We start from the raw sequence: 13,094 nt of genomic DNA, 5'->3' as shown, positions 1-13,094 counted from the left end.
TCAGGCGGCGGCCGCGTCCGCCGCCTGCGCCTTCAGGGCACGCTCGACGCCCGCGCGGCACTCCGTCACCAGACGCCGCAGCGCCGGGGCCGGTTCGTGCTCCGCGATCCACGCGTCCGTCGCGTCCAGGGTCGCCTGCGAGACCTGGAGCGTCGGGTAGAGGCCCACCACGATCTGCTGGATGATCTCGTGGCTGCGGGTCTCCGAGATGCCCTTGATCGACGCGAAGTACTTCGCCGTGTACGGGGCGAGCAGCTCGCGCTGGTCGGACTGGACGAAGCCGGCGATGACCGACTCCTGCACGGCGTTCGCCAGCTTGTCGTCCTCGACGACCGAGGCCCAGGCCTCCGCCTTCGCGGCCTCCGTCGGACGGGCCGCGCGCGCGGTCGCCGCGTGTCGCTCGCCCGCCGCCGTGCGGTCGCGCTCCAGCTCGGCGGCGATCTCCGCCTCGTCGAAGCGGCCGGTGGCCGCGAGCCGCTGCACGAACGCCCAGCGCAGCTCGGTGTCGACGGCCAGGCCCTCGATCACCACACCGCCGTCGAGCAGCCCGGCGAGCACGTCGAGCTCGGCGTCCGTACGGGCGGTCGCCGCGAAGGCCCGTGCCCACGCCAGCTGGTGGTCGCTGCCGCCCTTGGCGGCCCGCAGCTGCTCCTGGGCGAAGGTGCCCCAGCGCGCCAGGCCCTCGGCCCGCCACTCCGGCGCCGCGTACAGCTCAAGAGCCGCCTTGACCTGGCCCTGGAGCGACTGGACCACGCCGATGTCGGACTCCTTGGCGACGCCGGAGAGCACGAGCTCCAGGTAGTCGCGGGTGGCCAGCTCGCCGTCGCGGGTCATGTCCCAGGCGGACGCCCAGCACAGGGCGCGCGGCAGCGACTCGGCGAAGTCGCCGAGGTGCGCCGTGACGTTGGTGAGGGACACCTCGTCGAGGCGGACCTTCGCGTACGACAGGTCGTCGTCGTTGAGGAGGACGACCGCCGGGCGGATCTTGCCCACGAGCTGCGGAACGGCGGTCAGCTCGGCGGCCTCGATGTCGAGTTCGAGGCGGTCGGTGCGGACCAGCTTGCCGCTCGCGTCGAGGTCGTAGAAGCCGATGGCGATCCGGTGCGGACGCAGGACGGCCTGGCCCTTGGCGCCGGCGGGCAGCGCCGGGGCCTCCTGCTTGACGGCGAAGGCGGTGATGGCGCCGTTCTCGTCGGTCTCGATCTCCGGGCGCAGGATGTTGATGCCGGCCGTCTCCAGCCACGCCTTCGACCAGGTCTTGAGGTCACGGCCGGAGGTCTCCTCCAGCGCGCCCAGCAGGTCGGACAGGCGGGTGTTCCCGAAGGCGTGCGCCTGGAAGTAGGCCTGCACGCCCTTGAAGAACTCGTCCTGGCCGACGTAGGCGACGAGCTGCTTCAGGACGCTGGCGCCCTTGGCGTACGTGATCCCGTCGAAGTTGACGAGCACGTCCTCCAGGTCGTTGATCTCCGCCATGATCGGGTGCGTCGACGGGAGCTGGTCCTGGCGGTAGGCCCAGGTCTTCTCCGCGTTGGCGAAGGTCGTCCAGGCGTTCGGCCAGCGGGTGCCGGGCACCGACGCCTGGCAGGCGACCGAGGTGTACGTGGCGAACGACTCGTTCAGCCAGAGGTCGTTCCACCACTCCATGGTGACGAGGTCGCCGAACCACATGTGGGCGAGCTCGTGCAGGATCGTCTCGGCCCGGCGCTCGTACGCCGCGTCCGTCACCTTCGAGCGGAAGACGTACTGGTCGCGGATGGTGACCGCGCCCGCGTTCTCCATCGCGCCCGCGTTGAACTCCGGCACGAAGAGCTGGTCGTACTTGGCGAACGGGTAGTCGTACGCGAACTTCTCCTGGAACCAGTCGAAGCCCTGCCGCGTGACGTCGAAGATGTGGTCGGCGTCGAGGAACTCGGCGAGCGACGGACGGCAGTAGATGCCGAGCGGGACGCTCTGCCCGTCCTTCTCGTACGAGGAGTGCACCGAGTGGTACGGGCCGACGATCAGCGCCGTGATGTACGTGGAGATCCGGGGGGTGGGCTCGAAGACCCACACGTCATCCTTCGGCGTCTCCGGCGTCGGCGAGTTGGAGATCACCTTCCAGCCCGTCGGGGCCTTCACGGTGAACTGGAAGGTCGCCTTCAGGTCGGGCTGCTCGAACGAGGCGAAGACCCGACGCGCGTCCGGCACCTCGAACTGGGTGTACAGATAGGCCTGGTCGTCGACCGGGTCGACGAAGCGGTGCAGGCCCTCACCGGTGTTGGTGTACGCGCAGTCGGCGACGACCTTGAGCTCGTTGCGGCCGGCCGCCAGATGACGCAGGGCGATCCGGGAGTCCCGGAAGACCGCGCCGATCTCCAGCGGGTGGCCGTTGAGCACGACCTCGTGGACGGCGGGGGCGACGAGATCGATGAAGGTCTCGGCGCCGGCCTCGGCGGAATCGAAGCGGACGGTGGTGACGGACCGGTAGGTGCCGCCCTCCTGCGCACCGGTGAGGTCCAGTTCGACCTCGTACGCGTCCACGGTCAGCAGCGCCGCCCGCCGCTTGGCCTCTTCACGGGTCAGGTTTGTGCCAGGCACCCGGTCAACTCCTCGGTTTCGTGACGTTTGGCCCATCCTTCCACGCGGTGCCTCAGCGGCGCACCGCACATTTCCACGGCCCGTCACCACTGATGCGCAACAGCCCGGGCCCCGGCACGGCAGCGCTCGCCCGCACCTCGCCGACCTCGTTGACCAGCAGGTCCTGTTCCTCGTCGTCGTAGAGCGGGTCCTGCGGCGGAGAGTGCCGGTGCACGGTGAAGCGGGACACGCCGCCGTGCAGGAAGTCGAGGACCCCGGACGGCCCGTCGTAGACCACCAGATCGTGTGCGAGCCCCTCGATGTGGCTGTCGAAGCGGCGGGCGTGGGAGAGCGGCAGCACCCGCAGCGTCCAGGGCGCGTCGGCCTCCACCCGAAGGGTCAGCGGCCGGGCACGCGGGACGAGGGCGACCGTACGCGCCCGGACGTCGTCCTCGTACGCCGCGAGCAGATACTCCTCGGCGCGGCCCTGCGCGTCGCAGGACTCGATGGTGGTGGAGAGGGAGTGGTACGACTCGATCTCCAGGAGCACCCAGCGGCCCGGCGGCAGCCCGGGATCGCAGCGCACGGTCTCCTTGCCGCGCCCCTGATAGGTGGCGGGCCGGAACTCCCCGCCGTACGGATCCGCTGCCGGAGCGGGTGACGGAGAGGGCGCCCGAGAGAGCGTCGGAGAGGGCGCCCGAGAGGGCGCCGGACCGGCTGCCGGCGTGGACGGCGGCGGTACGTAGCCGGGGCCCGGGATCGGGGGCGGCGGGGGCTCCACCACGATGCCGAAGTCCGTCGCGAGCCCGGCGAGCCCGGTGGCGTACCCCTGGTCGACCGGACGGAAGCGCCAGCCGCCGCCCTCCCGGTGGAACTCCCCGAAGACGAAGGCCGTCTCCGTCGTCGCGTCCCCGATCGCGCGGTACGCCACGGTGGCCCCGGCCGCGTCCGTGACCCGCACGTCGAGCCCGGGCACCTGCCCGAGGTAGCCGCCGTCGGCGGAGGCCACGACCACAAGACGCGCCACCTCCGGCTCCACGCGCGTGAGGTCCAGCCACAGCCAGTCCGCCGCCGGGCTGCCGGGCGCGCCCGGGGCCGACCTCCCCAGGTGCCGCACGGCGCCCGACGGGTGCTCGGTCCGGTTGTAGAAGACCAGATCCGCATCGCCCCGGACCCGTGCCCCGGACGCCAGGAGCAGCGCCGAGACGTCCACGTCGGGCACCCCGTGCCCGGTCCGCCAGCTGGCGGCGACGTGGAGGACCTGCGGGGGCACCGCGATGTCGGCTCCCCTGGGTGTCTGGGTCATGAGGGAACTGTGGCACGGCCGGTACGCCTGAGGGGCGGCTCCCCGCAACGGGAGGCCGCCCCTCAGGGCCGTACGGACCGGTCCGGCTAGCCCTTGAGTTCGGCCGCGACGAGCTCCGCGATCTGCACCGCGTTCAGCGCGGCGCCCTTGCGCAGGTTGTCGTTGGAGAGGAACAGCGCGAGGCCGTTCTCGACCGTCTCGTCGACGCGGATGCGGCCGACGTACGAGGCGTCCTTGCCGGCCGCCTGGAGCGGGGTCGGGATCTCGGAGAGCTCGACGCCGTCGGCGTCCTTGAGCAGCTCGTAGGCGCGCTCGACGCTGATCGGGCGGTCGAAGCGGACGTTGACCTGGAGCGAGTGGCCGGAGAAGACCGGGACGCGCACGCAGGTGCCGGAGACCTTGAGCTCCGGGATCTCCAGGATCTTGCGGGACTCGTGGCGGAGCTTCTGCTCCTCGTCGGTCTCGAAGGAGCCGTCGTCGACGATCGAACCGGCGAGCGGGACCACGTTGAAGGCGATCGGGCGCTGGTAGACGGCGGGCGCGGGGAACTCGACGGCCTCGCCGTCGAACGCCAGCTGGTCGGCGGTCTCGGCCACGGCACACGCCTGCGTGCGCAGCTCGGCGACACCGGCCACGCCCGAGCCGGAGACGGCCTGGTAGGTGGTGGCGATCAGCGCGGTCAGGCCCGCCTCCTGGTGGAGGGGCTTGAGGACCGGCATGGCGGCCATCGTGGTGCAGTTCGGGTTGGCGATGATGCCCTTGGGGCGGTCCTTGATCGCGTGCGCGTTGACCTCGGAGACGACCAGCGGGACCTCGGGGTCGCGACGCCAGGCGGAGGAGTTGTCGATCACGACGGCGCCCTGGGAGGCGACCTTCTCGGCGAGGGCCTTGGAGGTGGCGCCACCGGCGGAGAAGAGGACGATGTCCAGGCCGGTGTAGTCGGCGGTGGAGGCGTCCTCGACCGTGACGCCGTCGACGACGGTGCCGGCGGAGCGGGCGGACGCGAAGAGCCGCAGCTCGTCGAGGGGGAACTTCCGCTCGGCCAGGATGCTGCGCATGACTGTGCCGACCTGACCGGTGGCTCCGACGATTCCGACCTTCACGGGGACTCCTCCGTACGTATGTGCAGGGTGCTGCCGGTCCATGATGCGTATGTCCCGGGGCGCCTTGTCCAATCCATTGTCCAAGGGACGGGACGCGTGTCGGGACGAGTGTCGGGACGCGAAAGGGGCGGGCACCGGTTCCGGCGCCCGCCCCTTCACGTACGGGGTGCTGCGGGGTACTACGGGGTGACGGCGCCGATCAGGACGCTGCCGCTGCCCGCGACGGTGCCGCGGGCGTTGACCAGCTGGACCTCGCCGAAGAACTGACGGCCCTCGGGAGCCGCACCGGCGACCAGGACCTCGGCCGCCACCTGGGCGGACGCGCCGTTGGCCAGGGGGTACGACTTCGAGGCGTCGACCTGGACGGTGCCGAGCGCGGACGAGAAGTACACGTCCTTGTAGTCGTACGTGGTGCCGCCCTCGGCGTGGACCGCGTAGCCGTCGACGACGACGGTGTACGTGCCCGCGGCCGGCTTCACGAAGGAGACGGACTCCTCCGAGTCGCCGTCCGCCGACTGGCCGACCTGCTTGCCGTTCAGGAGAACGGTGAGGTCGAGGTCGGAGGCCTTGTCGGAGGTGTTGCCGATGGCGATGTCGAGCCGCTCCACACCCTCACCGATGGTGACGGTCTTCGTCTGCTGCTCGTGGTGCTGGATGGTCGGCGTCTCGCTCTTCTGCGAGCCGAGCGAGCCGCCCTTGAGCTTGCCCTCGAGGCCCGCGAAGCGGTTCGCGACCGTCCACTGGACCGGGGCCGGGGTGCCGATCTTCGCCTCGGCGACCGTCTGGACGGCCGGGTCGAAGTCGGCGCCGAGGACGGAGACACCCAGGGTGTACGGGTTGTCCAGGTCCGGCGACGTACGGCGGGACTCGACCTCGATCTCCCAGACGCCGGGCGTCGGGTTCGCGTAGGACCGCAGGTCCGGGCGGCAGGTGTTCGCCGGGTTGTAGTGCGGGTAGCAGCCCGTGGTGGCGGTCGGGTCGACCGGCACGCCGTACGGGTGGATCGCGATGAACCGGGTCTGGCTCTTCGCCTTCAGACCGGCCAGCGAGAGCTCCAGCGTCTTGGCGCCCTCGGGCACGGTGACGAAGTAGTGCTTGGTGCTGTTGCGCTGCACCGAGCCGGAGGCGGAGAAGCCGTAGCCCGGGGCGACCAGGTCGCTCGCGACGATCGAGGTGGCGAGGATCTGCTTGTCGACGCCCTCGGTGCGCTCGTCGTCGGCCTCCAGGATGACGCTGTGCGCGCCGGCGGTGGCGGCACGGGCCTGGAGCTTGACGGTGACCGGCTTGTTCAGCGGCAGGTCGATCTCGTCGTCGCCGAGGATGCGGAAGGTGCCGTCGTTGTACTTGAGGTCGAGCTCGTGCTCGATCGACCGGTCCGGGCCGCTCGTGCGCGTGATCGTGACGTCGTAGACGCGCTTCTGGCCGACCTTGAGGCCGCCCTCACGGTCGTACACACCGGTGCCGGTGTGCGGGGCCGGGAAGATCGCGGTGTCGACCGGGGCCTCGACCTTGTAGTCGTGCGCCGTGGCGCCGTCCTTGATCGAGTCCCAGGCCTCCTCGATGTCCATGAGGCCCGAGCCCTGCTCGTGCGCGGCGACACCGGGGATCCGCTGCGCGGTCGAGGTGAGGGCGGTGCGCAGGGTCAGCGGCGAGAGCGCGATGCCCCGCTGCTTCGCGGCCGACAGCAGCAGCGCGCTCGCGCCCGCCGCCTGCGGCGAGGACATCGAGGTGCCGTTGAGCATGCCGTAACCGGCGGGCAGCGCGTAGCCGGACTCGGGGACACCGGCGCCGGCCAGCCAGGTCGGGATGGTGTTCACGGACGAGCCGGGGGCGGTGATGGTCGGGGTGAAGCCGCCGTCCTCACGCGGGCCGCGCGAGGAGAAGGGGAACATGGCGTACTTCTTCTCGACGGCCGAGCCGTAGTTGGCGGCCCAGGTCTCCTTGGAGACGGCCGCGCCGACCGAGATGACCTTGTCGGCCAGCGACGGGTCGCCGATCGTGTTGATGCCGGGGCCCGAGTTGCCGGCCGAGATGACCAGCTGGACGCCGTACGTGTCGATCAGGCGGGTGTAGAGGCGCGAGCGGACGTTGTCGCCGTCGTTCTGCTGCGGCAGGCCGCCGATCGACATGTTGACGATGTCGACACCGCGGTTGACGACGAGGTCCGTCATGCCCTCGGTGAGGGCGGTGTTGGTGCAGCCGCCGGTCCAGGTGCAGGCGCGCGAGGAGACGATCTTCGCACCGGGGGCCGCGCCGTTCATCCTGCCGCCGAAGAGGCTGTTGGCGGCGGTGATGCCGGCGACGTGCGTGCCGTGCGAGGACTCGACGAGACCGACGTTGACGAAGTCACGCTTCTGGCCGACCCAGCTGCCGCCGAGCGGGTCCATCGCGACGTCCTTGCGGATCTCGACGACGAACGGCGTCTTCTCGACGACCTCGGTGGCCGGGTTGTCGGTACCGAAGTAGCCGGTCTGGTACCCGTCCTTGTACGGCTTCATCGGCGCGTTGTCCGTGAAGTCGTTGTTCTGGTCGGTGTCCACGCGGACGGTGCCGGCGGCCGGGTCGTACAGCATGCCGAAGACGTCGGTGGTGTCGCCGTCGCGGTTGATGTCACCGGCCGGGTCGCCGCCCGCGGTGACCGACTCGGTGAAGCGGCTGAACTGGTAGGAGCCCTCGGGCGCCTTCCAGCTCTGCGTGGCGGCGGTGAAGACCGGGCCCGCGACCGGGGCGTTCTGCAGACGCCAGGTGGCGTCGCCCTCGGTGATCGGGTCGGTGGCCGTGACCCAGTCGACGATCTTGCGCTCGCCGGTGGTGGTCTTCTGGAGGGCCGGGTGACCGAGGTCGACGCCGGAGTCCAGGATGCCGATGGTCACGCCGCGACCGTCGGCCTTCGGGTGGTCCTTGACGAACTCGACCGCGCCGATCTCGTGCGACGGGTTGTACGGGTTCTTCGCCGGGGTGTTCTTGCCCGGGGCCGGGTACGTCGTCGTGACGGTGGTGCCGTCGACGGCGCCCGTGGCAGCGCCCGCGTCCGGGGTCGGGTCGTCCAGGGGGATCTCGGCCTGGAGGTCGATCGACTGCACGGAGGAGAGCTTGGTGGCGGCCTTGATGGCGGCCTCGGCCTTCGCGGTCGGCAGCGTCGCGCGGACGTAGCCGAGCGCGTCCTGCTGCTTGCCGACGGAGGCGCCGGGGACGGCGTCGAGCTGGCCCGCGACCTGCTCGGTGGCGCCGGGGGCGGTGGCGACGAGGACGGTGACGTTCTTCTCGCCGCCCGCCTGGGCCTCGGTGAGGCGCTGGGCGTCGATGGCGCCGAGCTTGTCGGCCGGGTTCGAGGACTTCACCGGGGGAGTGGTCACCGGGGCCTCGGTGGCGAGCACGGGCGCGGCGCCGGTCGCGACGAGCGCGGCGACCAGGCCGGCGGCGGCGGCGATGCGGGCCGCGCGTCTGTGCCCGGGCGTCGAGCTGCCGGGTATGGAGCTCCGAGTTTCGGGGGTGGTCATTTACATCCCTGTTTGTGAAAGGAGAGAGTCCGGATTTCGGTGCCGGATGACCGCTCAGCCTTTCGTAAACGACAGGGGTTTGTGGAGAGTTACCCCGGGCCGGGTTTCCGCCGCGGCGTAAACCCGCCAGCGCTCCCGATGCGCCACAGGGGAGAAAAAGGTGCGAACCGGGGCGAGTTCACGGTCCTGGTGGGTCAGCTCTCCTTCGTGCGGGCGTAGTGGCGCGAGGCCTTGGCCCGGTTGCCGCAGATGGACATCGAGCACCAGCGGCGGGTGCCGTTCCGCGAGGTGTCGAAGAAGTGCAGGATGCACGCCTCGTGGGCGCAGGCCCGGATGCGGTCGGGCGCGGTGCGCAGCAGGTCGAGGTAGTCGCGGGCGGCGGTCCAGCCGGGCCCCCAGGAGGGGTCGGCGAACTCGGCCTCCTCGCCGGGGCCTTCGGTGGTGAGGGTGGCCCGGATGCGGCCGTGGCCGAGGACGGCGTCGACGCGGGCGGTGGCGGCGGGGTCGCCGGGGGTGTCGACGAGCGCGGTGAGCGCGTCCCGGGCGGCGAGGGTGCGGCGCAGGGTGCCGGCGTCGGCGGCGAAGCGGCCCTCCAGGCCGTTGGCGGCGAGCCAGACGCCGAGCCCCTCGACGTCGGTGAGCAGGTCCTGGCGGACGCCCTCCGCGTTCCAGCGGGTGTTGAGCAGGTCGAGGGAGACGGGCTCGCCGGTGAGCGGCCGCGGGTCGGTGGCGGTCATGGCGGACATCCTCCTCGATGAGCTAACCCCTCAAGGGTACGTGAGCGGTTGACGCCTTCCGCACCTAACCTCTAATCTCAAGTTAAGAGGTTAGCCCAAGCGGGGCGGCCACTGCGACGGAGGGACAGCCATGTCCGCGATCGGCACACTCGCCACCCATCACGTCGGCCTCAACGTCACCGACCTGGCGCGCTCGCTCGCCTTCTACGGCGACGTCCTCGGCTTCGACGTCCTCGGCGAGGGCAAGGAGGAGGGGAGCCGGTACGCCTTCCTCGGCCAGGACGGCCGCCTGGTCCTCACCCTCTGGCAGCAGTCCGAGGGCGCGTACGACTCCGCCCGGCCCGGCCTGCACCACCTCGCCTTCGAGGCCGAGTCCATCGAGCACGTCCGGGCAGCCGAGGCCGCGCTCATCGCGCGCGGCGCCTCCTTCGCGTACGAGGGCGTCGTCGCCCACCGCGAGGGCGCGGCATCCGGCGGCATCTTCTTCCACGACCCGGACGGCACCCGCCTGGAGATCTCGGTCCCGAAGGGCGCGGAATCCACCGAAGCCCCCGCGGGCACGGCCCCCACCTGCGGCTTCTTCTAGCCGGACCCGGTCGCGCCCATCTCCACACTCCAGTGAGGCCCGTCATGGACCCGTACAACTCCGGCTCCCTCGCCCTGCAGGAACGCCTCGGCGTCCGCGACCTCGCCGCGCACGTGGGCCGCTCCGTCACCCCCGGCATCCGCCCCGTCGCCGCCGCATTCCTGGAGGTCCAGCCGATGTTGGTGATCGGCGCCGCCGACCCCGCGGGCCGGGTCTGGTCGACCCTGCTCACCGGCGCGCCCGGCTTCACCCGCGCCACCGGCCCGCACACCGTCTCCGTCGCCGGCGGCGTCCCCGCCCACGACCCGCTCGCCGCCGCCGTCACCGCGGCGGGCACCCCCGTCGGCACGATCGCCCTCGACCCCCGCACCCGCCGCCGCATGCGCCTCAACGGCATCGCGCGGCCCAGCGCACGTGGGTTCGCGATCGAGGCCGAGCAGGTCTTCTCCAACTGCCCGAAGTACCTCCAGAAGCGGGACCTGTACGGCTCCGAGGCCGCCGCCCGCCCCGAGTCCGGTGGCGCCCGGCACGGCGAGGCGCTCACCCCCGACCAGGTGCGCCGCGTCCGTGCCGCCGACACCTTCTTCGTCACCACCACCGCGCCCGACGGCGTCGACGCGAGCCACCGCGGCGGCAACCCGGGCTTCGTCCGGGTCGACACGCCCCGGGAGATCAGCTGGCGGGACTACCCGGGCAACGCCATGTTCCTGACCCTGGGCAACCTGGAGGAGGACGGCCGCGCCGGACTGCTCTTCCTCGACTGGGAGACGGGGACGACCCTCCAGCTCAGCGGCCTCGCGCACACCGAGTACGGCCCCGAGGGGCGCGTCGTCCGCTTCCGGGTCGACCGCACGGTGGAGACGCCGGCCGGCAGCCCCCTGCGCTGGTCCGCCCCGGAGTACTCCCCGGCCAACCCGCCGACCCCCTGACCCGCCACCCGTCGACCCGCCGCCCCCTGAGGACCGAGGACCGCCCGTGCCCCCCACCACCCAGGCCACTACCCCGGCCCCCGCCCCGGCCCCGGCGACCACCACCACCCCTCCCGCCCCCGCCCGCCCCGGACCCCCCGCCCGCCCCCGCCCCCGGGTCCTCCTCGTCGGCACCGCGACCGCCGTCACCGCGCTCCTCCTCCTGGTCGCGGTCGGCACCCTTCTCCACCAGCCCCTCCTCATCCCGCCGCTCGCGGCGAGCATGGCGCTGGTCGCGGGCGCCCCCGACCTGCCGCTCTCCCAGCCGCGCTCCGTCGTCGGCGGCCAACTGCTCTCCGCCCTCACCGGTTTCGGGGTCCTCGCCGTGGCCGGCCCCGGCCTCTGGGGCGCCGCCGTCGCGGGCGGCCTCGCCCTCGGCGTGATGATGTGCGCCCGCACCCCGCACTCGCCCGCCGCGGCCACCGCCGTGATCGTCGCCCTCCAGGCTCCGCCCTTCTGGTCGTTTCTCGGCCTTCTCGCCGTCGCCTCGCTCGTCCTGGTCGCCGTGGGCCTCGCCGGCGCCCGTGCCGCGGGGCGGACGTATCCCGCGTACTGGATCTAACCTCTGTGCATGAAGCAGGAGTTGAGGGTGGCGGCCTACGCCGTGTGCGTCCGTGACGGCGAGGTCCTCCTCGCCCGCTGGGTGTCGAGCGACGGGAACAAGCAGTGGACCCTGCCGGGCGGCGGGATGGACCACGGCGAGGAGCCCGTCGACACCGTCGTCCGCGAGGTCGAGGAGGAGACCGGCTACCTCACCGAACCCACCGCCCTCCTCGGCATCGACTCGATCCGCCGCGGCTGGCTCCGCCGCCTCGCCGGTCCCGGCGACTTCCAGGGCCTGCGGATCATCTACGAGGCGCAGGTCACCGGTGGTGCCCTGCGCAACGAGACCGGCGGCTCCACGGACCTCGCCGCCTGGCACCCGCTCGACGCCGTCCCCGGCCTGACCCGCGTCTCCCTCGTCGACATCGGCCTCGACCTGTGGCGCGAGCGACCCCCCGTGGGCCGCTCCCGCCTCACCGATCCGTCGAACGGCTGACCCCTCCCGCGAACGGCTGAAAACGGCTCAACCATCCGCCTCCCGCTCAACTGTCCCGGCAACCCCGAAGTCCTCCCCGCCGACCGCAGCACAGCGTTCGCAGGAACAGGAACTGGAACAGGGGAGCCCCGCATGTCAGCCGCACGCACCGCCCGTACCGTCGTCGCCGCCACCCTCGTGGCCGGCCTCGCCGCCACCGCCCTCGCCACGCCCGCCCTGGCGGCGCCCGCACCGGCGCCCGCCCCCGCGAAGCAGGACCACGCGGCCACCCAGCAGGCACTCCAGGCGGCGGTCGACGCCGGCGTGCCCGGTGCCGTCGCCCAGGCCCGCGACGGGCGGAGCGCCTGGACCGGCACCGCCGGTGAGCGCAAGGGCAACGACCGCTACCGCGTCGGTTCCATCACCAAGACCTTCGTCGCCACCGTCCTCCTCCAGCTCCAGGCCGAGGGCCGCATCGACCTCGACGACCCGGTCGAGAAGTGGCTGCCCGGAGTCGTCCGGGGCAACGGCCACGACGGCCGGAAGATGACCGTCCGCCAGTTGCTCAACCACACCAGCGGCGTCTACAGCGTCACCTCCGACGCCGGCTTCCAGGAGAAGGTCTTCGGTCCCGGCTTCCTGGAGCACCGCTACGACCGGTGGACCCCGAAGCAGCTCGTCGACATCGCGATGACCCACGCCCCGGACTTCGCCCCCGGCACCGCCTGGAACTACTCCAACACCAACTACGTCCTGGCCGGCATGGTGATCGAGAAGGTCACGGGCCGCCCGTACGGCAAGTCGGTCGAGAACCGCATCATCAAGCCGCTCAAGCTCCGCGCCACCAGCGTCCCCGGCACCGACGTGACGATGCCGAAGCCGAGCTCCCCCGCCTATTCCAAGCTCTACACCGACCCGAACGCCCAGGTCCACGACGTCAGCAAGCTCAGCCCCACCCTCGCGTACGCGGCCGGCGAGATGATCTCCGACTCCAACGACCTCCAGACCTTCTACCGCGCGCTGCTCAAGGGCAAGCTGCTCCCGAAGGCCGAGCTGAGGGAGATGACCGCCACCGTCCCGATCTCCCCCGAACTCCCCGGGGCGGGGTACGGACTCGGGCTCATGAAGCAGAAGCTGAGCTGCGGCAAGGAGGTCTGGGGCCACGGCGGCGGCATCCACGGCTCCTCCTCCGACGCCCAGGTCACCCGCGACGGCAACCACTCGATCGCCCTGAACTTCAATGCCGACTGGACGGGCGACTCCCTGCCGGTCCTGGAGGCCGAGTTCTGCGGCGCCGCGCCGAAGGGCTGATCCCGCACC

General features: G+C 71.9%; 10 protein-coding genes. 5 read left to right on the top strand and 5 right to left on the bottom strand.

Going from position 1 to position 13,094, the window contains the following annotated elements:
* From pepN to ACFWWU_RS16705, 5 genes are all read right to left on the bottom strand, one after another.
* Window positions 1-2,577, bottom strand: coding sequence for an aminopeptidase N (pepN, locus tag ACFWWU_RS16725; RefSeq protein WP_384145319.1), 2,577 nt, complete (start codon window positions 2,575-2,577; stop codon window positions 1-3).
* A 52-nt stretch (window positions 2,578-2,629) separates the two neighbouring features.
* Window positions 2,630-3,862, bottom strand: a complete 1,233-nt coding sequence (locus ACFWWU_RS16720) for a TerD family protein (protein WP_384145316.1) — start codon at window positions 3,860-3,862, stop codon at window positions 2,630-2,632.
* Between the two features lie 86 nt (window positions 3,863-3,948).
* The gene (locus tag ACFWWU_RS16715; RefSeq protein ID WP_384145313.1) at window positions 3,949-4,965 is read right to left on the bottom strand and encodes an aspartate-semialdehyde dehydrogenase; all 1,017 of its coding nucleotides are present in this window, start codon (window positions 4,963-4,965) and stop codon (window positions 3,949-3,951) included.
* 179 nt (window positions 4,966-5,144) lie between these two features.
* Window positions 5,145-8,465, bottom strand: coding sequence for a S8 family serine peptidase (locus tag ACFWWU_RS16710; RefSeq protein WP_384145310.1), 3,321 nt, complete (start codon window positions 8,463-8,465; stop codon window positions 5,145-5,147).
* A gap of 194 nt (window positions 8,466-8,659) precedes the next feature.
* Window positions 8,660-9,211 (bottom strand): CGNR zinc finger domain-containing protein, encoded by a 552-nt coding sequence (locus tag ACFWWU_RS16705; protein WP_384145307.1) that lies wholly within the window; start codon window positions 9,209-9,211, stop codon window positions 8,660-8,662.
* A 121-nt stretch (window positions 9,212-9,332) separates the two neighbouring features.
* Between ACFWWU_RS16705 and ACFWWU_RS16700 the strand changes: the two genes are divergently transcribed.
* The 5 genes from ACFWWU_RS16700 to ACFWWU_RS16680 all read left to right on the top strand — a co-directional run bounded on the left by ACFWWU_RS16700 (window position 9,333) and on the right by ACFWWU_RS16680 (window position 13,085).
* Window positions 9,333-9,788: a VOC family protein gene (locus tag ACFWWU_RS16700; protein WP_384145304.1), complete on the top strand. Its 456-nt coding sequence runs from the start codon at window positions 9,333-9,335 to the stop codon at window positions 9,786-9,788.
* Between the two features lie 44 nt (window positions 9,789-9,832).
* On the top strand, window positions 9,833-10,717 hold the full coding sequence (locus tag ACFWWU_RS16695) for a pyridoxamine 5'-phosphate oxidase family protein (protein WP_384145301.1): 885 nt from the start codon (window positions 9,833-9,835) through the stop codon (window positions 10,715-10,717).
* A 46-nt stretch (window positions 10,718-10,763) separates the two neighbouring features.
* Window positions 10,764-11,318, top strand: coding sequence for an HPP family protein (locus ACFWWU_RS16690; protein WP_384145299.1), 555 nt, complete (start codon window positions 10,764-10,766; stop codon window positions 11,316-11,318).
* 9 nt (window positions 11,319-11,327) lie between these two features.
* Window positions 11,328-11,795 carry an NUDIX hydrolase gene (locus ACFWWU_RS16685; protein WP_384145296.1) on the top strand — a complete coding sequence of 156 codons (468 nt, stop codon included), beginning with the start codon at window positions 11,328-11,330 and terminating at the stop codon, window positions 11,793-11,795.
* Between the two features lie 132 nt (window positions 11,796-11,927).
* Complete coding sequence (locus tag ACFWWU_RS16680; RefSeq protein ID WP_384145294.1) at window positions 11,928-13,085, top strand: serine hydrolase domain-containing protein; 1,158 nt, start codon at window positions 11,928-11,930, stop codon at window positions 13,083-13,085.
* Window positions 13,086-13,094 lie beyond the last annotated feature (9 nt).

The organism is Streptomyces sp. NPDC058650 (assembly GCF_042717315.1).
In the GTDB taxonomy this organism is placed as follows: domain Bacteria; phylum Actinomycetota; class Actinomycetes; order Streptomycetales; family Streptomycetaceae; genus Streptomyces.
The sequence above is the reverse complement of the archived record's forward strand: the minus strand, read 5'-3'. Positions and strand labels throughout refer to the sequence as shown.